A 25,094-nucleotide genomic window follows, 5' to 3' on the forward strand; every position below is an offset into this window, starting at 1 on the left:
CACAAGTCTCATTTCAGCAGCTGATTGCACCTATATTAAAGGAGTACATCGAATAATAAAGCCGCTTTAGCAGGAAAGTTATCCCTTATGCCGCCAAATCCTGTTCTTATTCTAACAGCATTCCCCCAAAAGAAAAGCAATCAGCTAACGCAGCTGATTGCTTCTAAACTTTCGTTTTTGCACGGTTTTTCTTCGCGAACCAAATACCCATTGCCGCAAGGACTATTAAGCAGACAAGCGAGATGACGAAAGTCCAGCTTATCGCGACTGCATCTGGTCCGATATCCAGGAATGACGCCGCATAATTTGGAAGCCGAAACGGCGACCAGTCCCACTGGCTGCCAAACAGGCTATGGACAAGCTGCAAAATCAATAATGCTGCAAGGGTCAATCCAGCAGCTAAGCCCCCATTTGGCATAGAGGCACTCGCGAATAACACCAAAGTCACGACCAGCACTATCCAGACACTATATGTCGCCGCAAATGCCAGGAAGTCACCGAATGGTACCGCTGAAAAGAGCACTGCCGTATAATAATACCCCGCTAAAAAGCCAGCCCATACGCTGAGTAACGCTACAATGGAAGCTACCAGCCATTTACTAAGAAAATAGGAAGTATACGATAGCGGCCGTACATATAAAAGCGTCGCCGTTCCGTTCCTGCGCTCGCCAGCAATGCTGCCCATATAAGCGAGAACGAGGACGAGCATGCCGATCAATTGGAATTGTCCCATGACTGCCACCATCAATTGTTCAGGTTCAGGATCCGGCAGTTCGATGACGGCGCCTTCTGGCAATCCGCCTGTTGCATCGAGAATTTGAGGAAGATAATAATTCGACAACGGCTCTGTGACACCCAATAGGATAAAGACCACAGGAATCCAAAACAATTTGTAATTGCGCAGATTCTCACGCCATTCTTTTAATAAGAGTGCTGAGAATTGTTTCATTTTCCTGCCACCACCTTCAAGAAAATATCTTCTAGGCTGGCAGTCTCATGTTCGACCCCGATAACAGGGAAACTCTTCACCGATAAAAATCGGAAGACATCCTGTATGGCCGGCCCTTCCGCTTTCACCGGAATAACAGCTGCTGTGCCTTTAACCGAAGTTGGCCAAGGCGCTTCACGCATAAACCATTCCGCAGCGTCAGTGTTTTCGAAGCGCACACGAATATGCGGGTCCTCATAACGGCGGCGCACTTGGCTAAGGGAACCTTGTTCCACTAATCGGCCATTTTTCAAAAATAAGAGTTGATCGGTCATTTCTTCGGCATCATTTAAAATATGAGTAGAATAAAGAACCGTTGTTTGCCCGAGTAACGACTTTAATAACTCCATCACTTCTCTTCGCCCAGTTGGATCCAAGGAAGAAATCGGTTCATCTAAAAGCAACACACTCGGCTGGTGGACAATCGCTTGTGCCAGTCCGAGCCGTTGCTTCATGCCTCCTGAAAACCCACCGATCTTTTTATGGGCCACTTGGTGAAGACCGACAAACCCTAGCGTCCGTTCAGATTGCTGGCGGGCTTTCTTGGCATCGACGCCGCTTAGCTTAGCGGCCATTTCCGTAAACTCCAAAGCACTCAGCCATGGAAAAAAACGCGGATATTGCGGCAAAAAGCCAATCGTTAAATTTTTCTTGCGCTGGATCTCCCCGTCCGTTGCTTCCAACAGCCCTGCAAGCATCGACAGCGTCGTTGTCTTTCCTGCACCGTTTGGCCCAATCAATGCCGTCGCACTGCCCTCTGCCAATTCAAAACTTATCCCATCAACTGCCTGTTCGTTTCCAAAACGCTTTGACAACGACTTAACTTCCAATAGGTTCAATAATTTCGCCTCCCTATCACAAAGTATAGAATCGGCCCGATCAGATTCAGCAAGACAATGATCGCCGCCCACATCCATTTCGGTCCATTGGGATTTGGATTTCTAATCAAATCCACTATTGCGAAGATCATCAAGGCGATTTGCAACACCAAAATGGGCAGCACTAATAGAATGGTGCGTTCATCCAGCATGTTCGTATTCCTCCCCTGCACTTCTTGTTCCTCTACTGTTATTTCGCTCCATAGCCCTGCTCTCCCTGCTTATGCATTAAAAAAGGGGCAGTCCCTTTTCGTCTTCTAAAGAAAAGGCTGATGTCCATTTCGACGGACGCTTTCCGCGGGCACGGCCTTAGCCGCTTCCCTCGCTCCGCTCAGTCCAGGGTCTTCGGCTCGCGTCGCTCCTTCGCTTAGCTCAGTCACTGCTCCCGCTGGAGTCGCCGTCTCCATTCCCATCAGCCGGTTTAAAAAGAAAAAATGAAAAACAGACGGAGAAAGAGAAATTCTTTTTCTCCATCTGTTTTATTTTAGGGGATTGTGGGACAGCCCCTTGAATATTCAGTGAATCACCATTTCAGCTCTAGTAAGACTTGCCGAAGAAGTGCTCGATATTTATCAGCAATCGGCCATTCACCGATCTCTTCTAGCAATTGTTGGCGGCTGCCGAAGCCTTTGACAAATCCGTTCAGCCGCGCAGCAAAAGTCGACCTAGTCAATAAGCTGGCATCAGGATAAAGTTCAGCCAATTGATCGAGCGCTTTAGGATAGCGCTTCAAATAATATTTCTGGTGGCGCTCCTCCGCTTCGGTAAATCCATCGAACGGCCGGATTTCGGTTTCAACCGGTTCGTTCAACTGCTGTTCCTTTTCTTTTTTCAACTTCTCAAGGCTGAGCCGTTGTGCTTCCGATTGCCAAAATATCAAGGAAATGTATTGACGCTCTTTATAAGCATCACGATTCGGGTAATGGCTGCGCCAAAATTCCCTGACGATTTCTTCAAAGTGAATTTGTCCGGGATCAAATTCCACTTGGATGGTTTCTGTATGGTCCCCCATTTGGCGGTAAGTGGGACTATTCGAAGTGCCGCCTGCATAGCCGGTCCGTGTCCGAATCACTCCAGACAATGAACCAAATTGCGCATCCGGGCTCCAAAAGCAACCCATCCCGAAAGTTGCGGTTTCAAGTACCGCTGTATCTGGCAATTCCCGTTCAAGTGTTGAGATTATTGTTGTCACTATATCCAGCTCCTTTCCTCAATAGCCCTCCTTTGTGCTCAGGGCTATTTTTCATTATGATAGTAACAAGCAAGCTGATCGATAAATCACTGGAAAGCAGGTGCTTTTTCATGACTGCTCGCAGACAGGACATCGTCGATTATTTCCACTCACTCGACAGACGGTCGTTCATGGATCGCCACCAGCAAGATGCCGGGCGCGACGAAGCCTTGCCGATTGGATATGGCCAGACGATTTCGCAGCCTTCACTCGTTTTGCAAATGACCATTGCCCTCGATCTCGAAAAACACCACAAAGTGCTGGAAATCGGCACAGGTTCCGGTTTCCAAACAGCGCTGCTGGCAAGATTTTCAAATGAAGTGTATACAATCGAAAACATTCCCCAGCTAGCGGAGAGCGTCCAAAAACGGCTCGAAGCGAAAGGATTTAGCAACATTTCTTTCTTTCTGGGCGATGGCAGCCTCGGCTGGCCGGAACATGCACCGTATGACCGGATCATTGTCACTGCGGCCGCTTCGGACATTCCGAAAGAGTTGATCGATCAATTATCTCCCGGCGGACGCATGATTATTCCAGTCGGCAAGCAGAACAGCCAAGATCTTCTGGCCATCGACAAATCAAGCGATGGAAAATTAGAAAAGACAGCTCTCGAAGCTGTCCGTTTTGTCCCGTTGAAGGGAAAGTATGAAAACTAGAGAATAGAATAATGGAGAGGCATTAATCGTCCTCTTTGGAAGCATTGCGCAAAACTGACCAACCAAGTAAAAACAAGAAAGCGGCTGTCCCAAGCCATAGCGATTCATAGAATACGGGGTCACCTATGTCCCGAACGGTATGAAGATTTAGCAGCAGCCGGAACACCAGACTGTCGACGATCAACAATATGCCGCCACCGATCAAGGCGCTTCCTAAAAAGCGTGCTGGCCAAAAGGCTTTTCGCCTGGCCAAGTCGGCAGCAACTGATAGCGACAAAACCGTCATTGCCCAGCCACTGACCTGGTAGATTCCTTCACCTGTCAAAATCGCTTGGGGGCCATTGCCTTCGTAGAAATGATGCCATTGTAAAAAGAAATGGAAAATGCTTTGTTCGAGCACTGAAAACATTCCAGCTCCGAACAGTACGCCCGCCCAAAAATTCCGGGACATGTGGACGCGCCGGTTTCTTGCCGTTGTAAGATCCGTCTTTCGTTCCGCCGAAACCATTCGATCCACCCCTTTTGGATTCCGTGCATGTCCGTTTTTCCATTTATACCCGCTCCATGGGCCAATTAATCGTGATTACCTGTTCCGCCTAACGTACACTTAAAAAAATTAACCATATCCTACTCGGTATGCATATCTCATTATTCAAGGAGGCGAACCCTGTGCAAAATTCCAAGACCATGCAAAGCGAAATTGGAGGCTATATTTCAACTCTCATCCGCGAACACTTCGGGAAAGGCCCCACTTCTGTATTCGCTATTGTGCAACCACCATTTGTTATCATACATGTCAGAGGCTTTTTAAGTCCCACGGAAAAAATACTGCTCCAGAAGAATGAAATCAGACGCGTGTTGGAAATTCGTGAGTTGCTCTTTGAAGAATTGAAGCCGGATATTTGCAGTGCTTTATCAAAGATTGCTGGAAAAGAAGTGGAAACTTTTTATTACGACTGGCATCTCGAAAGCCAGACCGGCATGCTCCTCGGTGTTATGGACCACCGGGATGCCACAGCCAATTTTGACTGGCTGTCCGATGCTGACCCGGAAACACTTCAGAAATCGGTAGTAGAGGCAAGCCGAAAAGCCGAGAAAAAACCCGAAAGCACAGAGCTATTTTGGCTGAATGACCGCACTTTATTGATCAAACGAGTTGGTTTTCTTGTCGAGATTGAACGCGAACTGATTTACAATGGACTCGTCAAAGAACTTAAGCAGGTTAAACGCCCACTCGAGAAACGATTGCTGCTTAAAGAAACGTCGTTTCCAGGACTTCTCGGCCGGGATGTTAAAGAAATTTTTCTAGACTGGGAGTTCTCAATAGATACCAGCTACATTCTGGTATTACTCGAACCTAAAAAATGAAATTCAATAAAAAAGCCGCCAACTGGGCGGCTTTTTTCACGTTATTTAATCTACCCCACAGTGGATTGAGCAGTTTGGCAATGGGGACAATGTTCATACTCCTTGTCCGACAAGCCCTCCACATACTCCACTTTATCTGTAAATTCCCTTTGTTCAATGGGTGTTTGCAAAAAGCCACAACTATCTCCTGCAAATTGGCTATGATGGATTTTTTTCGTTCGGTGATCTATAAAATAACCCATTCTTGCTTCCCCCCTATAAAAAAAAGCCGAAAAGGACCCTCTTCCTATCGAGAGAGATCTTTTCGGCTTTGCCTCCGGCGCTATAGTCCGCGGCATTTGACCTGCTATATACAGTTATTGCTTATCAACGTTCCCTATTGTACATGAACATATACTAGGTGACAAAGAAATCACTCCACGTGAAAGCCTGCTTCTTTGACGAGACGGATAATTTGGCTTTCTTTAACCTGCGTTTCATCCAGCTCCAGTTTGACTTCGCCGTCTCCCACGTCAATCAATGCCCGCTCAACGCCTGGCTCTTTTAACAGCAGATCCTCCAGTTCGTGAATCGGACGGTCTGATTTTGCTTCTTCTACATACATTGTCATTTTTCTCATTATCATTATCTCTCCTTTCTGTGTATTTCCCGGGAAATGTTAAAACTTCATTTTCAACTTCCCTTCTTCTAATTCCAGGCTAGCATTGAACTTCTTGCCATTCTTCGAAACGAAGCCTTTGATGACCGGCGTTTTGCCCCTCGTACACAAGTATTCGATATGTTTAGCTGTCAGTCTTTTTTTCAAAAACACCGCTGGGAAAGATTGCTTGCAGCCATTGGCATGTTCGGTACAGCCATATGAGCCTTTACGTGAGATGATCGAGCCTTTTTTACAACGCGGGCATATCGCAATTTCGCTTCCTTGCAATAACGGCATTTCATCCGGCATTCCATTGCTGCGCAATTGCTCCGGCACGTCCTGCAGCAACTTCTCGATGAACTTTCCAATAGTGGCAAGAAACACTTCCGACGAGCCTTCGCCTTTGCCGATTTTCTTCAAATAGCTTTCCCATTTGGCGGTCATCGATGGGCTCGACAGCAAATTGCCTTCAATCGCTTGGCACAGCATGCGTCCTTTCTCAGTGACTGAAACAATGTTTCTCTTGACCTCGATATAATTATGGCGCTTGATCGTTTCAATGATACCGCTGCGCGTCGCTTCCGTTCCGAGACCTTCGACTTCCTTGAGGATTTCGCTGTCCGCTACGTCTTCCGCGAACTTCCCGCAAGTTTTCATCATAGCAATCAATTGCCCTTCCGTATAAGGCTTTGGCGCAGTCGTCATGCCCTCGGCAATAGCGATTGCTGCCGCTACTTGTTCTTGTACGGTCAATTCTGGAAGCGGCGGATCCTGTTTCGCTTCTTTGGCAGTCGGAAATAAAGACTTCCAGCCTTTGTCGAGCTCTGTCCGGCCGGTCGTATGGAATTCAAGCCCTTTGACATCGGTCACGACTTTTGTTTCGGCGTAACGGTAATCTCGGTGGAACATGCCGAGCGTCGTGCGCATCACTTCTTCGTATAAATTTCGCTCATCTTGTGGCAAGCCTTCAATTTTTCGAGCTGTCGGCAAACTTTTCGTCGGGATGATTGCATAGTGCTCCTGTACTTTCGTGTTGTCGACGAAACGCTTTTTCGGTGTTTTTGTTGCGATCGCAAACGGGGCATCGATGAGCTTTTGGTAACTCTCCACTTGGGCAGACAAATAGCCGAATTCTGCAGAGGTGATATGGCGCGAATCGGTCCGCGGATAACTGACGAGTTTCTTCTCATAGAGTTTTTGCATGGCTGATAGCACTTTTTGAGGGCTGTATTTCCATTTGCGGTTGGCAGCTGCCTGCAGGCTGGATAAAGAATGCAAAGGCTGCGGCGGAATGTGCTTTTCTGCCGTCTTTAATTGTTTAATAAAGCCTTGTGCTTTCCCTTCGATCAACTCGTGGGAAGCGAGAAGCTCTTGGGCTTTTTGGCGCTCTTTCGCTTTCAGTTTGGCTTTTCCTTTATAGCTGCCTTTCGCCGCTTTGAACTTCCCTTCGATTTCATAAAACGGTTCCGGCTTGAAGGCCTCAATTTCCTTTTGGCGCTGATAGATCAAAAAGACAGTTGGTGTTTGGACACGTCCAATTGCAAACACTTCGTGTATGCCGCGTTCTTGGAGCAGCAGGGAATACAGTCTCGAACCGTTCATGCCAACGAGCCAGTCGCTGATTTGGCGCGCCCGTGCTTCTTCGTAAAGACGCAGGTCTTCTTTGTTGTCGCGCAAATTGCGGAAGCCTTCTCGCACTTCGTCGACTTCGAGTGAATTGATCCACAGCCGTTTGATGTGTTTGCCGCGCACGCCGGTCTGCCGGTAGATGCTATAGAAGATATTCGAGCCTTCGCGGTCCACATCGCAGGCATTGATAACGGTATCGGTTTCTCTCAAGAGTTTTTTGATGATATTGAATTGAGTTGATTTGCCCCGCGCTACTTGGAATTGGTATTCGTTTGGCAAAATCGGCAAGGACGCGAGCGACCATTTGCCCCATTTCGGGTCGTAGGCTTTTGGCTCTTTCAGTTCAACGAGGTGGCCAATTCCCCAGGTAATGTAGGCGCCTTCCGGGAAGATCGGATTTGCCGCCATTTCCATATAGCCTTCCCGTTTCACCGTTTTGAATGCGTCGCCATAGGCTTTTGCCTGACTCGGCTTTTCGGCTATAATTACTGGTTTCATGCTGTTCTTCCTTTCCCGTGTTCTTTATTTCATTGTACTCTTTCCGCTGAGAAATCCAAATGAAAGCTGATTGGTATTTCCGTAGTTAAATGCTTTATCAGGCGGGTTTAAATGAAGAGAGTGAAGGTTTGCTCGTGGACATGTTTTTGAAGTTGAGTCGGGCTTCGTCTTGGTATTCGCCGCCCGGCTTTGGGTTGGCCTCTTGCAATAAGCCAGAAAGAACATCTGTCTTATTGCGTCGGCTCACCCTGTGCGCTGGGCAGCTTAGAGATTTCTTTGTGTGAAGTTTGTTTAGGCAGGTCTGCTTCTGTATTTAGTTGCCGGCTAGTGGGGGGAATCGCTTCCTGGATCTAGTGTAGAACTAGAGAATGAGGGGTTGCTTGCGGACATGTTCCTAGAGTTGAGTCGGGCTTCGTCTTGGTATTCGCTGCCCGGCTTTGGGTTGGCCTCTTGCAATAAGCCAGAAAGAGCATCTGTCTTATTGCGTCAGCTCACCCTGTGCGCTGGGCAGCTTAGAGATTTCGTTGTGTGAAGTTTGTTTAGGCAGGTCTGCTTCTGTATTTAGTTGCCGGTTAGTGGGGAAATCGCTTCCTGGGTCTAGTGTAGAACTAGAGAATGGGGGGTTGCTTGTGGACATGTTTTTGAAGTTGAGTCGGGCTTCGTTTTGGTATTCGCTGCCCGGCTTTGGGTTGGCCTTTTGCAATAAGCCAGAAAGAGCATCTGTCTTATTGCGTCGGCTCACCCTTTTACGCCGGGCGGCTTGGAGATTTCGTTGTGTGAAGACTGTTCAAACGGATCTGCTTTTGTATTCAGTTACCGGCTAGTGGGGAAATCGCTTCCTGGGACAAGACATTAGACGAACCTTTTCTCGAATTGTGACTATTGCTGCCATAAAAGATAAAAAAAGCTTCCGGCAGCTGCCGGAAGCTTTCGTTTTTTACAGAATATCGAGCCAGATTTTAATGGCTGTCCCTAGGATCAATAGCGATAAAATCCACTGTAATACTTTAGTGTTCGCTTTTTGTCCTATTTTTGCGCCTAATGGAGCAGCGAGAATACTCGCAACAATCATCACAGCAGCCGGTCCGTATAAAATCTGATCGGTCACAATTTTACCAACCGTGGCACCGATAGATGAAATGAACGTGATTGCCAATGACGTTGCGATGGTCATGCGAGTTGGGATCCGCAAGACCACGAGCATAATTGGCACTAGAATGAAGGCGCCTGCTGCACCGACGATCCCTGCCGCAATTCCTACGACAAAAGCCAGTCCAGCGGCAAGCCATTTATTGAAAGTCACTTGATCTGCCGGAATATCATCTAAGCCTTTTTTAGGGATGAACATCATAATGACTGCAATGGTCGCGAGGACAGCATAGACAATATTGATAGCGGCCTCAGACAAGAGAGTCGAGCCGTATCCGCCGATAAAACTCCCGACGAGAATCGCGCCACCCATATAAGTGATAAGAGACTTATTCAAATACCCGCTTCCGCGGTATGCCCACACCCCAGCGATGGTTGCGAAAAACACTTGAATGGCACTAATGCCGGATACTTCATGGGCTGAAAATGCTGTATATCCCAGCATAACTGGGATATATAACAGCATCGGGTACTTGATAATAGAGCCGCCAATTCCGACCATCCCAGAGATGAAGGAACCGACAAAGCCGATCAAGAAAATAACAATCATAAAATCAATACTCATAAAACCCCACCTTCCCTGGAAAGCAATTCCACTTACAATTCTATTTTAATGGGCTGGGTTTCAGCCTTTTTTAATCCAGAACTTCAGTACGTCGCCATCAATTTGCTCTTCCAAGAGGTCGTGACCGCCTGATTTAGCCCAAGCTGTCAAATCTGCTGAAGCGCCTTTGTCTGTTGCTTGGATTTCCAATACTTGTCCAGACTCCATAGCTTTCATTTCTTTTCTTGTTTTTACGATTGGCATTGGGCAAGCCAAGCCTTTTGCGTCTAGTACTTTATCTGCGTTCATCAAAATCTCTCCTTTAAAATTGGGTTTTATTGTGACTTGCTGTTAGATCAAATTAGCGTACGGCACAGCGGTTCGGGCCGATTTCCATTTCACGCTGCATTTCGTCTTCTGGCGTGATTTGGCCCATATTGGTTTTGCGGATATCTTCGTAAGCGTTTGGCTGCGGGGGCAAGTTTTTCGTGACCATATCACGGAATTCCTGCTCATCCGCAATGTTTAAGCCGTGGTTTTCTTTAAATAAATCGCCTAATTTTTTCGCGACACTGCCGTCTTCATTCAGTTCATCCATAATCATGAAATGCGCCGGCAATACGGTCAATTCATTAGCAAGAGCTTGGTAGCGCTCGTAAAGAGATTCACGTAAATCGCCAACCCAGTCTTCCGCAAGCCCAGCAAGGTCTGGACGGCCGATCGAGTCGATGAACAGGATATCGCCTGTCATCAAGTATTGGTCATCCACGATAAACGAAGTTGAGCCAATGGTATGGCCTGGTGTATAAAGGGCTTCGACTTTCGAACTGCCGATGCCTGCTTCAAATCCACTTTCAAGAGCCGTGTAATCGAACGTCACGCCATTGGCATCAGCCGGCGGCAAGTAATAAACTGCGCCAGTAGCTTCCGCAATGTGGCGTCCTCCTGAAATATGGTCTGCGTGAAGATGTGTATCAAATACATGCTTGATCGTTGCGCCTTTTTCCTGCGCGAAGTTCAAGAAGACATCCGTCATACGAGTTGCGTCGATAATTGCCGCTTCCCCGTTCGAAATTGCCATGTAAGACAAGCACCCTTTGCCGACGCGAACGAATTGATAAAGTTCTCCGCCATCTTTTAGATTGCTGACTTTAACGGGCTCTAAATGCTCGCTCCATGCTTTCATGCCGCCTGACAGATAGGCTGTCTCTACGCCTTCCTCTGCAAGCATGTCTGCGACCATGATGGAAGATCCCTCTTTGGCACAGACGACCAAAATATCACGGTCATTTGGCAATTGATCGATGACTTCTTCAACGCCGTCCAATAAATCAAAATAGGGAATGTTCAAGTACTGGATATTGCCGCCTTCAATTTTCCAATCGGCAAATGCGTCGCCGTTGCGGACATCCAGAATGAACAATGGTTTGTTATCAATTACTTTGCGGGCTACTTGCGCCGCTGTCATTGCTGTTACTGACATACACCAATTACCTCCCGGGGTATTATTATTAGTAAAAAAAATATGCTGGATCCTAAAGTATAATGGCCGGCTTGGCGCCAAGGACTGGCCCGATTACTCGGTTTTGCCAGTCCAATCACGCATACCAGGTACTACGTTATACAGATTTTCAAATCCTTTTTTCGCCATCATGTCTCCCGCTGTTGCACTTCTACGGCCAGAATAGCAGATGATGTAGATTTCTTTATCTTTCTCCAATTCGTTCATGTGGGCTTCCACTTCACCAAGCGGAATGTGTTTGACGCCAGGAATATGCGCTTCATCGTATTCTTCTTGTTCGCGGACATCCAAAATGTTCAGCGAATCCCCCTTTTCCACGCGCGCTTGGAACTCGGCAAGCGAGACTTCAGGGATTTCGATTGTCTCTTCCACATTGTTTACGCCATCTTTGCGCAAATAATGAAGCAATACGTCTCCTTCAGTTTCTGTACCGATATACTCATGGCCTGAGCTCTTCGCCCATGCCTGTAAATCAGCTGTAGAGCCTTTATCGGTCGCTTGGATTTCCAGCACATCGCCGGAGCTCAAGTCTTTCATCGCTTTTTTCGTTTTCACGATCGGCATTGGGCATGCCAGCCCTTTAGCGTCTAATACTCTATCAATTTGAACCATTACTCTTTCTCCTCCTTTTACAGATCCATGCCTTTTATATGCAGATTACTCCGTGTCGCCTTCCCAGTTCATCATGCCGCCGTCCATGTTGATAACGTTATAGCCGCGGTCTTCGAGAAAACGTGTTGCTTGCCCACTGCGGTTACCCGAACGGCAGACCATGATGTGCTCTTTTGATTTATCGATATCTTGCAAACGGAATTCCAACAAACCTAATGGGATGTGCTCAGCTCCTGGAATTTTTCCTGCAGCGACTTCTTCCGTCTCGCGTACATCGATGAGTGACGCCTCGGGGTTGTTTTTCATATATTCTTGAACTTCTTGTGTAGTCATGCTTTTCATGGTAAATTCCTCCTCTAATTATGCGCGGTAACTATTCATGCCGCCTCTGATATTCACTATATGGGTAAATCCATTTTTCTTCAATAATTGGCTCGCTCTGCTGCTGCGCATGCCGCTTTGGCAAATAACCAATGTTTCTTTATCCTTCGACAGCTCATTCACACGCTTTGGCAACTCATTCAATGGAATGTTCTTGAAGCCTTTAATATGGTTTGCTTTAAACTCTACCGGCGTCCGGACATCAATATACTGCTTATCTTTCTTGCCTAGTACAGGTTTTAGTTCATCAATAGACATTGTCTTAATTCCTTTAGTTGGTGCAGTAAAGCGGGAGATTGCGATATAAGCAAGAATCCCGATTGCAATCCAGAGCAACCATTCCATATACTTCATCCTTTCCACGTTTGGGAGTTAGATAAACAAGTTCACATTGCCGTCTTCTGCATCGCCAAGGTAAGCCGCGACTCCTGCATAGACGATATCATCGAGCAACTCTTCCTTCTGTAAGCCTAAAAGATCCATGGTCATTGTGCAGGCAACCAATTTTATATCTTGCTCTTGAGCCATGTCGATCAAGTCCGGCAAAGGCATAGCGTTGTGTTTTTTCATCACTTTTTTAATCAGTTTCGGCCCCATGCCCCCGAATTGCATATTGGAAAGCCCTAATTTGTCCGCTCCACGCGGCATCATTTTTGAGAACATCGCTTCAAGGCGCCCTTTTTTGACTGCTGGCGGATTTTCTTTGCGAAGTGCGTTCAATCCCCAGAATGTGTGGAAAATGGTGACTTCGTGATCATAAGCTGCTGCGCCGTTTGCAATGATATAAGCGGCCATTGCTTTGTCGTAATCTCCGCTAAAAAGTACGATGGTGGTTTTCTTTTGTTCTGCCATTCTGTAAACTCCTCCAGTAATTACCCCTATGGGTATAATTTTCTCCAAAAAAAAGAACGTTTTATAGTGGCGCCGCACTCTTTCTGATACCCTATAGGGTATATTAAAGCATCTATGCTATTAAGTCAACAGCTAAAGTCTTTTTTCTTCTATCCTGCCTTAACGGCTCTTCACGAGAAGCTCGACTGCTTCTTTGACGACGTCTTCTGTGCTTTCGCCTTTTTCTAAACTATCGCGTACACAAGTCTGCAAGTTTTCACTGACAATGACGCCGATCGTCCGGTCCACTGCACTTCTAACTGCTGACAGCTGAGTCACTACATCGCGGCACTCGCCATCTGCTTCGACCATTTTGATGACTCCGCGCAACTGGCCTTCAATACGCTTGAGGCGGTTTTCAATCTTTTTATCGTATTCCATCAGACAAGCCTCCTGTTCAAAATATATAATGAAGTTGTTATGCTCTACAATATACCCCTTAGGGTATGATGTCAAACGAAAAACTCACTAGCTTTTTTCGCTTTACTTGAGGGTATTTTATCATGAAAAGCCCCTGCCAATATAGCAGGGACTCTTGTATAGCCAGCATTCCTTAGACCGCGCAGTTGTTTGGGCCGGTTTCCATTTCTTTTTGTTCGTCTTCGGATGGGGTAACTTTCCCCATATTGGTCTTGCGGATATCTTCATAAGCATTTGGCTGCTCTTTTAAGTTTTCCGTCACGCGCTTAATAAAGCGCTCTTCTCCGTCAATATTCAAGCCATCATTTTGGTCATACAAATCACTGAGTTTTTTATGGACACTGCCGTCTTCGTTCATTTCTTCAATATCGCCGTAATGGGCGGGCAAGACAATCAACTCTTTCGACAAATCGCCATAGCGCTCATGGAGTGTTTCGTACAGGTCTTGCGCCCAGTCAGTCGCTTTCCCTGCTAGGTCTGGCCGTCCGATGGATTCGATGAATAGGATATCGCCTGTAAGCAAATACTCATCATCGACAATAAAGGAAGTACTGCCGATCGTATGGCCCGGCGAGTAAAATGCCTTGATCTTAGTGTTTCCTATTTCTACAGTTGCTCCATCTTTAGCAGATTCATAATCGAATACCACTTCGTCTGCATCATCCGGCGGCAAGTGATACTGCGCGCCGAATTGTTCGGCCAGTTTTCGGCCACCAGAAATATGGTCCGCGTGAAGATGCGTATCCAGCACGTGGCTAATTTTCGCCGAATGCTCTTTGGCGAAAGTTTCATACGGCTCGGTCATCCGAGCCGCATCAATTACCGCTGCTTCGCCGTTCGACTCGATCAAGTAAGACAAGCAGCCTTTGCCGACACGGACAAATTGGTAAATCGCTCCGCCACTTTTCAAGTCACCGATCTTCACGGGCTCTACCTGTTCGCTCCAAGAAGCCATTCCACCTTCGATCGAAATAACGTTTTCAAATCCTTGATTTTGCAAGTATTCTGCCGCTTTCTTCGAGGTATTGCCTTTCGCACACATCGTATAAAGCGGCTTTTCTTTCGGCAGCTTATTGATTTCTTCGCTACTTTCTTCTATTTTATTGAACGGAATATTATGAAGCTCAACATGGCTGCCTTCTACATGCCAATTCTCCACATCTTCTGTGCTACGGACATCAAGAATGGCAACAGGTTCGTTGTTCATTACTTTTTCGGCGATTTTTTTAGCAGATGTAAATTGGACTGTCATACAGAAATCCCTCCATCAGTATTTTCGAAATTTATGCAGTCTGGTCAATGCATTTGATTAAGCGGTTTTCGATATCCGTAGCCACTTCAGTCAATTTCCCGCCATCTTCAGCCATACCAATCAGCGAAGTCGGCTTCGGCATGCCAATCTTTGTTTCTGTCCCGTCTTTATAAACAACAATTTTACATGGCAAGAAATAACCGACCATCAAGTTTTCAGAGAGTACAGTATTCGCTTCTTTTGGGTTGCACACTTCTAGAATCTTGTACGCCGTATCGAAGTCTTGGCCTTTTTCCTGCAGTTTTGCAGTCAAGTCGAAGTTCCACAAGACACCGAACTGCTCTTCTTTCAAATTCTCCTCAAGCGATGCCACTGCTTCATCCACTGATTTGCTAGTCGTTACGGTATAATCAAACATTTTTCTGCCTCCTCTAGTTTAAATTGCTTCTAGAATTACCCTACCCCCTATTTTTCCACCTAAACATAAGGGCTCGTTGCAGACAAAAAGCCATCCTTCTTGTGAAGGGTGGCTTTGGCAATTATAAATTAATTCCATCACCAGATGAAAACCGCAAAAAAGATGGCAATTGCCGTGATGACAACACTTGAAAAGCTGCCAATGAGCAATTGTTCACGCTGGGAAAACGCCCCTTTTTGGAATGCCAGAAAAGTGGTCGGTGAATGGATTGGCAATATGGTGACGCCCCCGATGATCATGATCAATAAAAACGCTATCGGCAAAATCGGCAAGCCCAGCATTTCCGCAAAGCTGACGATGATTGGAAAAATGACAATCATCGATGTGGAAGGCACGACAAACAAGAAGCGCAATAAGAAAATGAGACAAGCAATAAAGAGAATATTTACCCCCGTGCCCATTCCTACTGGCAGCAATTGAATCAGTTGGCTCGCCAAAACACCAGCCGTTCCGTTTTCTTCTATTAAATAACCAAGTGAAAAGGAGGCACCAAGCAATAGGAAAGTTTCCCAATCGTAATCCCGGACAAGTCGGTCGTCGACAAGCCCAATCATCGGCAACGCATAATACGCGAGCAACAGAAACGGTGCCACGATGAGTGGAATCTGTTCCTGGTCGATGACGATCCAACTGATGATCATGGCAAAAAAAGGGATAATCACCCACCAGAAATGTTCCGGCAAGCGGGCCGCAGGAGTGAATTCCATCTGCTCCATCTTAAGTCCGGCACCGCTGCGGCGTTTGAAAAAGAACCAGACACCGAAACTGACGAATAGTAGTGCCAGCCAAAGCGCCGGTGCGATGCGCACAAACCAGCCAAGCCAGGAGATTTGGATCCCCCCGAAATCGCTCAGCAATTGAGCCGCTAAAATCGGGAATCCGCCTCCCGTGAAGACAACCATCGTCGAATTTTGGTTCATCATGCCGATGACATAAAAGCTGAACTGTCGGAAAAGGCTTCTCTTGCCGAGCGCGAAACGATCGTTCACTTGCTCGATGATCGGTTCTAAAATCCGGAACCTGGCGACAGCAGAAGGCAGCAGGATGGGCAAAAAAACGATCAATAGCGGCAAGCCGACCAACAGCCGCTGGACTTTGCCTTTGCTCATTTTCAACAACACGCCGACAAATACTTGATCGGCTTCCGCTTTCACCAACACCTTGGAAATCAACGTCAGTGCCAGGATAAAATAAAGCGCATCCGACAGAAAACCGGCAAAAGCCTGCTCCGGCTTTTCCGTCAGACGGAAAAGCAGCAGCAGGCCAAGTACCAGAAGACTCGAAGCGGAGAGCGGCATGGCGCTTACCGTCCACAAACCGATAGCGATGCCAAGCAAGAGCAGCGTCAGTTTCTGGTCATCTGTATAAGCATCCAATAAGCCCGACATCCATAAAAGAGCAAAGCCAGCAGCCAACAGAAAAGCAAGAACACGCGGCATTAGCTTAAAGTTTCTCACTTTCCCACCCCTTAATTTTGTTTATATGCCAGCCTATTGCTTCTCCATTTCAGGAATGCCGGAACCAATAGTGAAATCAATGCAACTAGCAGCAAAGATAGTGGTAACGGGCTATCGACAAAAATGCTCAAGCTACCATTAGAGATGGTCATGGACTGGCGGAACGCCTGCTCCATCATGCCTCCAAGGATAAATGCCAAGATGAATGGCGGTGCGGGGAATGAAAAGATCCGCATCGCAAATCCTAATGCGCCAAATACCAGCAGCATGTATAGGTCAAAGACATTGAAGCTGATCGAATAGACGCCGATCAAACTGAACATAATGACGAGTGAAATAAGCAAGGGACGCGGAATGCTCAAGATTTTCGCCAAGTATGGAATCAGCGGCAAGTTCAAAATTAAGAGGAAGACGTTCCCGAGATACATGGAAGCGATGATGCCCCAGAAGATTTCTGGACGGTCAGTCATCAACAGCGGACCTGGCTGTACGCCGAGCACAAGGAACGCGCCTAACATGACAGCCGTTGTTCCTGAACCCGGAATCCCCAAGCTCAAAAGCGGAACGAACGCACCGCTTGTCGCGGCATTATTGGAACTTTCCGGTGCTGCGAGCCCTTTGATGGACCCTTTCCCGAACTCTTCAGGATTTTTGGCAATGCGTTTTTCAAAAATATAACTGATGAAAGAAGCGATTGTTGCCCCTGCACCCGGCAAAACACCAAGCAAAAAGCCAACAAACGACTGGCGGCTGACGGGCCCGCTCATTTCTTTCAGATCCGCTTTCGATAACTTCAAGCTGCCCAGTTTCTGGTCGTCGCTCAAGCTGCGGTTTTTGCGGTTCAAGATGAGCATGCAGACTTCCGCGACCGCAAAGAGGCCAAGCGCGATAATCAAAAAGTCGAATCCGTCGAACAAGTTGACGTTCCCGAATGTAAAGCGCTGTGTCCCTGTCTGCGGGTCAATGCCAATTGTTACGACCATAAAGCCTGCGACGGCTGCGATCATGGCTTTGATCGTCGATCCTTCAGATAAACTGGAAATTGCGGTTAATCCCATGAACATTAAAGCAAAATACGCTGGCGGCCCGAAGGAAATCGCTACGCTGGACAATGCTGGGGCGAGCAACATCAACAGGACAACCGAGACGGTTCCACCGATGAACGAAGAAATCGCCGCAATAGCTAACGCCTTTCCGGCCTTTCCTTGCTGGGCCATCGGATAGCCGTCAAAAGCTGTAGCGACAGTTCCGGAAATTCCCGGGGCGTTCAACAGGATTGAAGAAGTCGAACCGCCGAACACTGCCCCGTAATAGACGCCCGCCATCATGACGAGTGCCGGCGCCGGGTCCATTCCGTATGTAATCGGAATCATGATCGCAATGGCACTGATCGGGCCGAGCCCTGGCATCATCCCGATTAACGTACCGACAATGACGCCAATCAGCACGAACATAATCCCTTCTAGACTTAAGGCAACTTGAAAACCGGTCAATAGACCTTGAAATGCATCCATATGGAAACTCCCTCCTTAAAATGGCAAGATGCCGCGCGGCAATACAATCCCCAGCGCGAAAACGAAAATAGCATACATAACAATCGGGAATAGAAGAGAGACCAATATATTTGTCTTCCATGCTCTATAACCTAAAAACCACGAACAAAAGAAAATGAATAACGACGTTGTGATGATGAAGCCGATCGTTTCAAACAACAGAATGTAGACAAAAATCATGGCAAATACTGCGGCAATGACCCCTAGTTCTGTTTTCGGGATATCGCGCTTTGCCTTTTCCGCATCCGTTTCCACTGCGCGGGAAAAAAATAGGAAGACGGATAGCACTAATAACAAAATGCCTAAGCCCTTCGGAATAACATCCGCATCGATCGGGGCATATTGGTAATTGGGCAATTGAAAACTTAAATATAAATAGACGGCCGCTACAATGAAAATCAACAGCCCCAACTTTCGGTTTATGCTTGCAAGCAAACGAAACCCCTCCTTTTAACTGAAAAGAGAGAAACCGAATACCAAAGATTCGGTTTCACTTCTTCCTTTTGAGCTGTCTGAACAGCTATAATTTCTTTGTTACTAAGCTTTTTTATTGTCCTAATCCGATTTCCTCAAGCAATGCGGCAATTTCTTCTTTCTCGCCTTCAAGGAATTCGCTATATTCTTCGCTGTTCATATACATTTCGTTCCAGCCATATTTTTCACGAACTTCCGCAAATTCTTCCGATTCGCTCAACTCCTGGAATTTGGCTTCGTAATAGTCGACCGCTGCCTGGTCCATGCCTGGAGGCCCAAAGAATCCACGCCAGTTGACGAAGCTCTCATCGATGCCCTGCTCGATCGCTGTTGGGAATTCGGACAGCACTTCCCCTTCCATGCGCTCTTCTGCCGTTACACCCAATACTTTAATATTGCCGGCACGCACTTGCTCGATCGTTTCGCCGACACCTGTGGAGAAGACATCTACCGAGCCGTTCAGAACCGCTGTCAAAGCGCCGCCTTCTTGATCAGAAACGTATTTGATCTTAGTTGGGTCTACGCCCGCAGCTTTGGCGATGCGGACAAATTGCATATGGTCCATGCTTCCGGGAGCGGAAGTACCGATCACCGTTACGCTTTCCGGATCGTCTTTCATCTGGTCAAATAGATCGTTCAAATCTTCAAACTCGCTGTCTTCACGAACAGCAAATGCGCCGTAATCAGCAATCATGTTGGCAAGTGGCGTAAAGTCTTCATGGCCGTGTTCTGATTGGCCGTTTAGCGGTACGAACATCAAGGGCGGTGAAGCAACGAACATGCTATGGGCATCGCCTTCTTTTCCGTGGACATACGCCCAACCGATCGCTCCGCCTCCGCCTTCCCGGTTGATGACAGTCATATTTTCATCGATAATTTCGGTTTCGCCGAATACACGGGCAACTTCACGGGCAGTCGTATCCCAGCCACCACCCGATCCGGCCGGTGCCACCACTTCGATCGTTTTTGATGGTTCAAAGTTTCCATCTGCTCCCGCTGTGTTTGCCGCGTCGTCAGATCCACAACCGGCAAATGTTAGAGCGCTCACACTCAAAATCCCAGCAAAAATCGTTTTTCTCATTTTATTTCCCCCTCAGTTCGTATAGTTTTCTTATGAGTTGAAGTATAACTATGAATTTTCAGAATGTAACCGTTTTCAAAATAAGCTGTATAAAGGATTTTTTGATCATTTTGTTCATAAAGTTCACCAGGATTCTTTATTTTAAGTATATTTCACTTATAGGGAATAATAGGAAATTGTGATAAACTAAAGATGACATAAACTTAATTTAAAGGAGGCCGACAATGCGACGTTTCTCGGCTATAACTCCTGGCGCCTGGACTTTTATCCTCGGCGCCATATTAATTCTCAGCATTGGAAGCGCCATTGCGGCACAGAGCTATTTTAGCTATGTAGAAGTAACTGAAGCCGCTAATCGCTGTTACGAATTAGGCGGATTTCCTGAAATCGAGAAAAACGGTTGGCAAATGACTCATTTCGAATGCCACCTAGACTGATTGCCAAAAACAAAACGACAGCGCGAAAAAGCAACTTCCCAGTTTAGGGAAGTTGCTTTTTTTAGGCTGTCGAGAAACTCTTAAAACTCGTATTTGCCGAAGCTTATCAGTCGTTTTCACTTCATTTCACAAAATATTTCCGTTCTGGCCTGCCGACGATTCCGTATCCGAGCTCGGCGTAACAATCATCTGTCGACACCAAATATTCCAGGTAGCGCCTCGCGGTTGTGCGAGAAGCGCCCATTTCTTCGCCCATTTTCTCAGCTGTCACGCCTTCTTCATACTGCCCCAACAACTTCTGCACTTTTCGCATCGTCAGCGGGTCTATCCCTTTGACCGTTGGCGCTTCTTTTTTGATTGCCTTGACACCAAACAGTTCATCCAAATACTGCTGGTCGACGGTTTCTTGGCTCGACAGTTTTTCTCTGTCTTTACGATATTTCTCGATTGTGGCAGTAAACTGGCCAAGTTCTGCCGGTTTTAAGATGATGCCTTTTACACCTTTGCGTAGCGCCGTTTCGATATACTCCCGTTCGTTTGCTGCCGAGACAAGGATGATGTCGGTCGCTGGGCTTTCTTTCCGTAACTCATCGATCAGCTCGATGCCGAGCCCGTCTGGCATATAATTATCCAATAGCACCAAATCTGGCCGCTCTTGCTTCACTGCCGCCACCGTTTCGGCGCAGTCTTTCGCTTTCGCCGCCAGTTCTACTTGCTTTATCTTCGCTAAAAATTTCTCGTGTACTTGTGCGACACGAAAATCATCTTCTGCAATTACTACCCGCAGCATTATGCCACCTCCGTCGTTTTTTTCGGGATAAAGACGCTGAATATCGTTCCGTAGTGTGGCGTTGAGTCCACTTCAATCCAGCCATCCAAGTCTTCAACCGCTTGTTTGACGATCGCTAAACCGTAGCCTCTATCCGCTTTCTCCATTTTTGTGGAGAACCCTTGCGTAAAAAATTGGTCAAGGTTGCCGGTTTCGATTCCGCGCCCACTGTCTTGAACTTCGATAACCAAGTCGTTGCCGATATCGGTGATAAAAAAAGACACTTCTTTCCTATCGCTCGATTCAACTTCTTCAATGGCATTGTCAATCAGATTTCCGACTATGTGAATGACTTTAGAAATATCCACATGGTCAGGTAATTTGGCGAGTGAACTGTTTTCGTCTACCGATAGCTCAACTTTCGCTTCAGACGCTTTTCCCATTTTGCCGAGCAGAATCGCCTGGACTTTTTTATCTTCAATATGGTTCAGTGTATGCTTCGTCTGCTTTTCATGATGATGGGTCTCTTGTTGGATCAACCGGACTGCTTCCTCAGTCTCTTCTAATTGCAGAAGCCCGGATATGGCATACAACTTATTCGCATATTCATGCGTTTGCGCCCGCAGGCTTTCTGAGTATTGACGGATTTCCGATAGGGTTTCTAACACTTCCTGTACTTCCGTTTTTTCACGGAATGTCGAAACGGCGCCGATTATGTCACCTTCTGCCCAAATCGGCTTTTGATTGACAATAAAAACCGTCCCACCAATCAAGATTTCTTTATTCTTCCATGAATTTCCTGTCGTCAAGGTTTCGCCCATTCTCAGTTCCGGCAATATCTCATCGGACAAGGTGTGTAGAAAGCTTTGGTCCATAGCAAGCATCTTTTCTGCGGAACTGTTCAACTCCGTGATGCGCCCATCCTTATCTATGGCGATAACCCCTTCAATAATCGACGATAGCAAAGCTTCCCGGTCCTGGTACAAGCGAGCAATTTCCCGGGGTTCAAGCCCCAGCGTGTCTTTTCTGATATTCCGAGCGAGCAAGATGCTGCCCAACACGCCGATGACCAGCGTCAATAGAGCCAGCGCCATGACATCCATAATATTGCCGAAAATGATCGCTTCAATGTCTTCGATCATATACCCTACCGAGACCACACCTATGATGCGACCGTCGCCGTCATAAATTGGCGCTTTGCCGCGCAGGCTTCTGCCGAGCGACCCGAATGCTTCGGACACATAGACTTTGCCTTCTTGGAGGGCACGTTCGTTATCACCGCCGACCATTTGTTCGCCGATTTTTTCTGGATCTGGATGTGAATAACGAACGCTCTCCCTATTGCCGATGACGATGAACTCAGCGCCTACTTGCTTGCGCAAATACTCAGCAATCGGCTGGATTTGCAACGCTGGTTCTTCATCGTCCATCGCTTCGACTATCGTCGGCATGGCAGAGATTCCGATCGCCGTTTCCTGTGCCCGTTGACCGATGTTCTCTTTGATTTCTGCGATCTCCTGATAGCTCAAAATCCCGCCAAAGACGACTGTTGTTAAAAGCACAAGAGAAGTCGTCAGCAGGATAATTTTAGTTTGCAAGGATAATTTTTTCATGGCACCCGTCCTCTACATCGCCCATTTTTCATTAGCTGTAGTCTACCATATTCAGAAACGGACAAAAGAAAATTATGAGAATTCTCCAAAATCATTTTTTCTGCATCAAAAAACCCTGTTCTCCAAAATAGAAAAACAGGGCTTCGCATTATGCAACCGTAATATCGGCTTCAAGTTCGACTGCAACATTGCCTTTAATAGCGCGTGTGATCATGCAGGATGATTCGGCTTTTTCCGCGAGCTTGTGCGCAAGCTTGAGTTCTTTTTCGCTGGCCTCAGCCGATAAGACGACTTTCGGGCGGTGGATAATTTTTTTATAAGTGATAACGCCATTCTCGACTTCCACGATGCCTTCCGACTCCATCGTCAGCGACTCTTTTGCCAGTTTGCTGCGCTCCATCATGGCGGCGAGTGTGATGATATAGCAGGTCGCTGCCGCACCAAGCAGCATCTCGTCCGGATTCGTGCCGGCTCCAGGGCCGTCCATTTCCGGGGGAATCGAGATCTGTGTCTTCAAATTCCCCGTTTCAATAGTCCCGACATCGTTGCGATTGCCGGGCCAGTCTGCTGTTAAATGAAAACTATGCATGGCCATTGCTGCTTCCTCCTCTTCTATTCCCAATCTTCCATATCTTCGCTTCGGGGCATCGCTGTGATGGCGCCTGCCCGTGTTGCACAAAGCGCTCCCAGCTTATTGCCGAAGCCAGCACAAGCAACCAGTTGTTGCTGGTTTTTTGGCATGCCATTTAAATGGACATGGCGGATGATGCCTGCCATAAACGCATCTCCAGCACCCGTCGTATCGACAGGCTGGACCGGTACGACCGGCACATGGATGGTCTCTTCCTGAAAAACCGCATGCGTGCCATGTTCTCCATCCGTGACGAAAACTACCGGCAGGCGGTATTTTTTCAAACTTTCGATGCCCGCTTCCAATGAATCAGCTTCCATCAGGAACAATAGCTCTTCCACTGTCAGTTTTAAAATATCCGCCTGCGGCAAGAAGCGCAGGACGGTCTGTCGACACAACTCCTCGCTTTCCCAGCGCAAAGGCCGGATATTGACGTCATATGAACAAATCACATCGTGGGATTTAGCCAACTCCAAAGCCTGCGCCGTCGTTTCACGCGCTTCCGGATGAAACAAGGTGCCTGAGCAAAAATGGAACAGGCTGGCCGATTCAAAGGCTTCCCCTGCGAGTTCGTCCGCTGTAACTTGCAAATCGGGCGTCTCATTATCATAAGAAGCGAAGACGCGATCGTTCGCTTCCGTTAAATGAATATAAACTCCGCTGATGCGTTTTTCCGGGCGTTTGATTGAATGCGTCAAATCGACACCTTCCGCCTGGAGCGCCTGGCAGAAAAACGATGAAATTTCATCATCCCCAGTGATGGTGATAAATGCCGAGGGGACTCCAAGCCGGCTGACGCCGGCAGAGACGTTGACGGTAGCGCCTCCGAGATATAGATCAAACGAGTCGTTATCTTTGGTAGTGGCGATATAGTCGACAAACGCGTCGCCATAAGTCAGGACGTGCCTGTTAGCTTCCATAATTCTCTCCCCTTCTCCAAAGAACCTTCACATGCTGCTTTTCTCTCAGCAACTTGTTAAATTCACTTTCCCTATTATTTCAACAGAAAACGGGCAGGGCAAGAGAAAAGCTTTAAACGCGCGGTATCATGGGTTTTTGGCATAAAAAAACCGGAGAAAAATTTTCTCCGGCGGGCTTATCTTATTATTCAGCCATCCACTCCGGTTTGCCGAAGCCTACGAATTGCTCATCAATGACCACTTCGAATTCTTCCGACTCGACGATTTCGACCAGATCCGCTGCCAATTCGCTATCTTCATTGTCTGCTGAAACCGCTACGACATTGCGGTACTGGTCAGGCATGTCTTCAAGCGCCAAAGCGTCAAGCAAGTCCATGTCCGCTGCGAGGGCGTAGTTGCCCGGAACGGCGGCAAGGTCTGTTCCTTCCACTGAACGCGGCAATTGGCCCGCTTCAATCGGCTGGAACACCAGGTTTTTTGGATTTTCCGTTACATCGCGCTCGGAAACTTTGAGCACTTCCGCATCCGGGTCTAGTTCAACCAAGCCTTCATCCTGCAGGATCAATAATGCCCGTGCACCGTTGACGGGATCGTTCGGAATCGCGATAGTCGCGCCTTCCTCTATTGCCTCTATCGAATCGAATTCATTCGAGTAGATGCCCATCGGCGCGGTCGGGACTGTGATCAATGCACTCAAATCCATATTGTTTTCCGTTTCGAAGTTTTCTAGGTAAACCGTGTGCTGGAACAAGTTGGCGTCGATCTCCCCGTTGTTCAACGCATTATTCGGCTGGATATAATCACTGAATTCGATTGTTTCCACCGTGTAGCCCTTTTCTTCAAGTGACGGCACAATGGCCGCGTTCAGCATATCGCTATAAGGGCCGGCTGTCGCGCCTAGTTTGATGTCTTTCGACGCTTCGCCGCCTTCAGTTCCTGAATCTGTTTCTTCTCCGCCGCACGCGGCTAGTGCAAGTGCGCTCGCTGCCAATATCCATGTAAGTTTTTTCATGTCTTTCTCT

At 47.2% G+C, this 25,094-nt stretch carries 29 protein-coding genes; 3 read left to right on the plus strand and 26 right to left on the minus strand.

The window, feature by feature from the left end:
• Window positions 1–163 precede the first annotated feature (163 nt).
• The 4 genes from BBI11_RS13965 to BBI11_RS13980 form a co-directional block, all read right to left on the minus strand.
• Entirely contained in the window at window positions 164–949 is a 786-nt protein-coding gene (locus BBI11_RS13965; RefSeq protein WP_068464715.1) for an ABC transporter permease, read from the minus strand.
• Complete coding sequence (locus BBI11_RS13970) at window positions 946–1,827, minus strand: ABC transporter ATP-binding protein (protein ID WP_068464717.1); 882 nt, start codon at window positions 1,825–1,827, stop codon at window positions 946–948. Before BBI11_RS13970 ends, BBI11_RS13965 begins: the two co-directional genes overlap by 4 nt.
• On the minus strand, window positions 1,824–2,018 hold the full coding sequence (locus tag BBI11_RS13975) for a PLD nuclease N-terminal domain-containing protein (protein ID WP_208597154.1): 195 nt from the start codon (window positions 2,016–2,018) through the stop codon (window positions 1,824–1,826). Before BBI11_RS13975 ends, BBI11_RS13970 begins: the two co-directional genes overlap by 4 nt.
• A gap of 371 nt (window positions 2,019–2,389) precedes the next feature.
• Complete coding sequence (locus BBI11_RS13980; RefSeq protein ID WP_237150281.1) at window positions 2,390–3,058, minus strand: peptide-methionine (S)-S-oxide reductase MsrA; 669 nt, start codon at window positions 3,056–3,058, stop codon at window positions 2,390–2,392.
• Window positions 3,059–3,114: 56 nt separating this feature from the next.
• On the opposite strand from BBI11_RS13980, the gene BBI11_RS13985 reads away from it, so the two are divergent.
• A complete protein-coding gene (locus BBI11_RS13985; RefSeq protein WP_083389110.1) occupies window positions 3,115–3,753 on the plus strand; it encodes a protein-L-isoaspartate(D-aspartate) O-methyltransferase in 639 nt (212 codons plus the stop codon).
• A gap of 22 nt (window positions 3,754–3,775) precedes the next feature.
• On the opposite strand, the gene BBI11_RS13990 is transcribed toward BBI11_RS13985, so the two are convergent.
• Entirely contained in the window at window positions 3,776–4,261 is a 486-nt protein-coding gene (locus BBI11_RS13990) for a DUF2243 domain-containing protein (RefSeq protein WP_068464724.1), read from the minus strand.
• 161 nt (window positions 4,262–4,422) lie between these two features.
• On the opposite strand from BBI11_RS13990, the gene BBI11_RS13995 reads away from it, so the two are divergent.
• On the plus strand, window positions 4,423–5,121 hold the full coding sequence (locus BBI11_RS13995; protein ID WP_068464726.1) for a Na-translocating system protein MpsC family protein: 699 nt from the start codon (window positions 4,423–4,425) through the stop codon (window positions 5,119–5,121).
• A gap of 412 nt (window positions 5,122–5,533) precedes the next feature.
• On the opposite strand, the gene BBI11_RS14005 is transcribed toward BBI11_RS13995, so the two are convergent.
• The 16 genes from BBI11_RS14005 to BBI11_RS14080 form a co-directional block, all read right to left on the minus strand.
• Complete coding sequence (locus tag BBI11_RS14005) at window positions 5,534–5,740, minus strand: heavy-metal-associated domain-containing protein (protein ID WP_068464732.1); 207 nt, start codon at window positions 5,738–5,740, stop codon at window positions 5,534–5,536.
• A 39-nt stretch (window positions 5,741–5,779) separates the two neighbouring features.
• Window positions 5,780–7,888, minus strand: coding sequence for a type IA DNA topoisomerase (locus tag BBI11_RS14010; protein ID WP_068464735.1), 2,109 nt, complete (start codon window positions 7,886–7,888; stop codon window positions 5,780–5,782).
• A gap of 937 nt (window positions 7,889–8,825) precedes the next feature.
• On the minus strand, window positions 8,826–9,602 hold the full coding sequence (locus BBI11_RS14015) for a sulfite exporter TauE/SafE family protein (RefSeq protein ID WP_068464737.1): 777 nt from the start codon (window positions 9,600–9,602) through the stop codon (window positions 8,826–8,828).
• A 60-nt stretch (window positions 9,603–9,662) separates the two neighbouring features.
• Complete coding sequence (locus BBI11_RS14020) at window positions 9,663–9,890, minus strand: sulfurtransferase TusA family protein (RefSeq protein WP_068464740.1); 228 nt, start codon at window positions 9,888–9,890, stop codon at window positions 9,663–9,665.
• Between the two features lie 52 nt (window positions 9,891–9,942).
• Window positions 9,943–11,064: an MBL fold metallo-hydrolase gene (locus BBI11_RS14025; RefSeq protein WP_068464743.1), complete on the minus strand. Its 1,122-nt coding sequence runs from the start codon at window positions 11,062–11,064 to the stop codon at window positions 9,943–9,945.
• A 93-nt stretch (window positions 11,065–11,157) separates the two neighbouring features.
• Window positions 11,158–11,715, minus strand: coding sequence for a sulfurtransferase TusA family protein (locus BBI11_RS14030; protein WP_068464746.1), 558 nt, complete (start codon window positions 11,713–11,715; stop codon window positions 11,158–11,160).
• A gap of 45 nt (window positions 11,716–11,760) precedes the next feature.
• A complete protein-coding gene (locus BBI11_RS14035; protein WP_068464749.1) occupies window positions 11,761–12,057 on the minus strand; it encodes a rhodanese-like domain-containing protein in 297 nt (98 codons plus the stop codon).
• A gap of 18 nt (window positions 12,058–12,075) precedes the next feature.
• A complete protein-coding gene (locus BBI11_RS14040) occupies window positions 12,076–12,441 on the minus strand; it encodes a rhodanese-like domain-containing protein (protein ID WP_068464752.1) in 366 nt (121 codons plus the stop codon).
• A gap of 27 nt (window positions 12,442–12,468) precedes the next feature.
• Entirely contained in the window at window positions 12,469–12,948 is a 480-nt protein-coding gene (locus BBI11_RS14045; protein WP_068464756.1) for a DsrE/DsrF/DrsH-like family protein, read from the minus strand.
• A gap of 159 nt (window positions 12,949–13,107) precedes the next feature.
• On the minus strand, window positions 13,108–13,368 hold the full coding sequence (locus BBI11_RS14050) for a metal-sensitive transcriptional regulator (protein ID WP_068464762.1): 261 nt from the start codon (window positions 13,366–13,368) through the stop codon (window positions 13,108–13,110).
• A 172-nt stretch (window positions 13,369–13,540) separates the two neighbouring features.
• Complete coding sequence (locus BBI11_RS14055) at window positions 13,541–14,659, minus strand: MBL fold metallo-hydrolase (RefSeq protein WP_068464767.1); 1,119 nt, start codon at window positions 14,657–14,659, stop codon at window positions 13,541–13,543.
• 31 nt (window positions 14,660–14,690) lie between these two features.
• Entirely contained in the window at window positions 14,691–15,077 is a 387-nt protein-coding gene (locus tag BBI11_RS14060; RefSeq protein ID WP_068464770.1) for a DUF302 domain-containing protein, read from the minus strand.
• 137 nt (window positions 15,078–15,214) lie between these two features.
• Window positions 15,215–16,594 (minus strand): SLC13 family permease, encoded by a 1,380-nt coding sequence (locus BBI11_RS14065; RefSeq protein WP_237150283.1) that lies wholly within the window; start codon window positions 16,592–16,594, stop codon window positions 15,215–15,217.
• Between the two features lie 11 nt (window positions 16,595–16,605).
• The gene (locus BBI11_RS14070) at window positions 16,606–18,108 is read right to left on the minus strand and encodes a tripartite tricarboxylate transporter permease (RefSeq protein ID WP_068464779.1); all 1,503 of its coding nucleotides are present in this window, start codon (window positions 18,106–18,108) and stop codon (window positions 16,606–16,608) included.
• Between the two features lie 15 nt (window positions 18,109–18,123).
• The gene (locus tag BBI11_RS14075) at window positions 18,124–18,582 is read right to left on the minus strand and encodes a tripartite tricarboxylate transporter TctB family protein (protein WP_068464782.1); all 459 of its coding nucleotides are present in this window, start codon (window positions 18,580–18,582) and stop codon (window positions 18,124–18,126) included.
• A 112-nt stretch (window positions 18,583–18,694) separates the two neighbouring features.
• The gene (locus tag BBI11_RS14080; RefSeq protein ID WP_068464785.1) at window positions 18,695–19,702 is read right to left on the minus strand and encodes a tripartite tricarboxylate transporter substrate binding protein; all 1,008 of its coding nucleotides are present in this window, start codon (window positions 19,700–19,702) and stop codon (window positions 18,695–18,697) included.
• A 224-nt stretch (window positions 19,703–19,926) separates the two neighbouring features.
• Here BBI11_RS14080 and BBI11_RS14085 point away from each other — a divergent pair, with 224 nt between their 5' ends.
• Entirely contained in the window at window positions 19,927–20,139 is a 213-nt protein-coding gene (locus BBI11_RS14085; RefSeq protein WP_068464789.1) for a hypothetical protein, read from the plus strand.
• Window positions 20,140–20,260: 121 nt separating this feature from the next.
• Here BBI11_RS14085 and BBI11_RS14090 read toward each other — a convergent pair whose 3' ends face one another.
• From BBI11_RS14090 to BBI11_RS14110, 5 genes are all read right to left on the minus strand, one after another.
• On the minus strand, window positions 20,261–20,929 hold the full coding sequence (locus BBI11_RS14090) for a response regulator (RefSeq protein WP_068464791.1): 669 nt from the start codon (window positions 20,927–20,929) through the stop codon (window positions 20,261–20,263).
• On the minus strand, window positions 20,929–22,521 hold the full coding sequence (locus tag BBI11_RS14095; protein WP_068464794.1) for an ATP-binding protein: 1,593 nt from the start codon (window positions 22,519–22,521) through the stop codon (window positions 20,929–20,931). Before BBI11_RS14095 ends, BBI11_RS14090 begins: the two co-directional genes overlap by 1 nt.
• A gap of 148 nt (window positions 22,522–22,669) precedes the next feature.
• The gene (locus tag BBI11_RS14100) at window positions 22,670–23,116 is read right to left on the minus strand and encodes an OsmC family protein (RefSeq protein ID WP_068464797.1); all 447 of its coding nucleotides are present in this window, start codon (window positions 23,114–23,116) and stop codon (window positions 22,670–22,672) included.
• A 17-nt stretch (window positions 23,117–23,133) separates the two neighbouring features.
• A complete protein-coding gene (locus BBI11_RS14105; RefSeq protein WP_083389111.1) occupies window positions 23,134–24,072 on the minus strand; it encodes a carbohydrate kinase family protein in 939 nt (312 codons plus the stop codon).
• Between the two features lie 184 nt (window positions 24,073–24,256).
• Window positions 24,257–25,084: a MetQ/NlpA family ABC transporter substrate-binding protein gene (locus BBI11_RS14110; RefSeq protein ID WP_068464802.1), complete on the minus strand. Its 828-nt coding sequence runs from the start codon at window positions 25,082–25,084 to the stop codon at window positions 24,257–24,259.
• Window positions 25,085–25,094 lie beyond the last annotated feature (10 nt).

Source organism: Planococcus maritimus (genome assembly GCF_001687625.2).
Taxonomy (GTDB): Bacteria; Bacillota; Bacilli; order Bacillales_A; family Planococcaceae; genus Planococcus; species Planococcus maritimus.

What these genes read in the sequence shown, in the direction of transcription:
- BBI11_RS14060 (WP_068464770.1), bottom strand. Translation starts at nt 15,077, where the DNA reads ATGTTTGATTATACCGTAACGACTAGCAAATCAGTGGATGAAGCAGTG.
- BBI11_RS14040 (WP_068464752.1), bottom strand. Translation starts at nt 12,441, where the DNA reads ATGGAATGGTTGCTCTGGATTGCAATCGGGATTCTTGCTTATATCGCA.
- BBI11_RS13985 (WP_083389110.1), top strand. Translation starts at nt 3,115, where the DNA reads ATGATAGTAACAAGCAAGCTGATCGATAAATCACTGGAAAGCAGGTGC.
- BBI11_RS14015 (WP_068464737.1), bottom strand. Translation starts at nt 9,602, where the DNA reads ATGAGTATTGATTTTATGATTGTTATTTTCTTGATCGGCTTTGTCGGT.
- BBI11_RS14045 (WP_068464756.1), bottom strand. Translation starts at nt 12,948, where the DNA reads ATGGCAGAACAAAAGAAAACCACCATCGTACTTTTTAGCGGAGATTAC.
- BBI11_RS14025 (WP_068464743.1), bottom strand. Translation starts at nt 11,064, where the DNA reads ATGTCAGTAACAGCAATGACAGCGGCGCAAGTAGCCCGCAAAGTAATT.
- BBI11_RS14010 (WP_068464735.1), bottom strand. Translation starts at nt 7,888, where the DNA reads ATGAAACCAGTAATTATAGCCGAAAAGCCGAGTCAGGCAAAAGCCTAT.
- BBI11_RS13975 (WP_208597154.1), bottom strand. Translation starts at nt 2,018, where the DNA reads ATGCTGGATGAACGCACCATTCTATTAGTGCTGCCCATTTTGGTGTTG.
- BBI11_RS14070 (WP_068464779.1), bottom strand. Translation starts at nt 18,108, where the DNA reads ATGGATGCATTTCAAGGTCTATTGACCGGTTTTCAAGTTGCCTTAAGT.
- BBI11_RS14085 (WP_068464789.1), top strand. Translation starts at nt 19,927, where the DNA reads ATGCGACGTTTCTCGGCTATAACTCCTGGCGCCTGGACTTTTATCCTC.
- BBI11_RS14055 (WP_068464767.1), bottom strand. Translation starts at nt 14,659, where the DNA reads ATGACAGTCCAATTTACATCTGCTAAAAAAATCGCCGAAAAAGTAATG.
- BBI11_RS14095 (WP_068464794.1), bottom strand. Translation starts at nt 22,521, where the DNA reads ATGAAAAAATTATCCTTGCAAACTAAAATTATCCTGCTGACGACTTCT.
- BBI11_RS13990 (WP_068464724.1), bottom strand. Translation starts at nt 4,261, where the DNA reads ATGGTTTCGGCGGAACGAAAGACGGATCTTACAACGGCAAGAAACCGG.
- BBI11_RS14005 (WP_068464732.1), bottom strand. Translation starts at nt 5,740, where the DNA reads ATGAGAAAAATGACAATGTATGTAGAAGAAGCAAAATCAGACCGTCCG.
- BBI11_RS14110 (WP_068464802.1), bottom strand. Translation starts at nt 25,084, where the DNA reads ATGAAAAAACTTACATGGATATTGGCAGCGAGCGCACTTGCACTAGCC.
- BBI11_RS14080 (WP_068464785.1), bottom strand. Translation starts at nt 19,702, where the DNA reads ATGAGAAAAACGATTTTTGCTGGGATTTTGAGTGTGAGCGCTCTAACA.
- BBI11_RS14030 (WP_068464746.1), bottom strand. Translation starts at nt 11,715, where the DNA reads ATGGTTCAAATTGATAGAGTATTAGACGCTAAAGGGCTGGCATGCCCA.
- BBI11_RS14035 (WP_068464749.1), bottom strand. Translation starts at nt 12,057, where the DNA reads ATGAAAAGCATGACTACACAAGAAGTTCAAGAATATATGAAAAACAAC.
- BBI11_RS14020 (WP_068464740.1), bottom strand. Translation starts at nt 9,890, where the DNA reads ATGAACGCAGATAAAGTACTAGACGCAAAAGGCTTGGCTTGCCCAATG.
- BBI11_RS14090 (WP_068464791.1), bottom strand. Translation starts at nt 20,929, where the DNA reads ATGCTGCGGGTAGTAATTGCAGAAGATGATTTTCGTGTCGCACAAGTA.
- BBI11_RS13965 (WP_068464715.1), bottom strand. Translation starts at nt 949, where the DNA reads ATGAAACAATTCTCAGCACTCTTATTAAAAGAATGGCGTGAGAATCTG.
- BBI11_RS14050 (WP_068464762.1), bottom strand. Translation starts at nt 13,368, where the DNA reads ATGGAATACGATAAAAAGATTGAAAACCGCCTCAAGCGTATTGAAGGC.
- BBI11_RS14105 (WP_083389111.1), bottom strand. Translation starts at nt 24,072, where the DNA reads ATGGAAGCTAACAGGCACGTCCTGACTTATGGCGACGCGTTTGTCGAC.
- BBI11_RS14100 (WP_068464797.1), bottom strand. Translation starts at nt 23,116, where the DNA reads ATGGCCATGCATAGTTTTCATTTAACAGCAGACTGGCCCGGCAATCGC.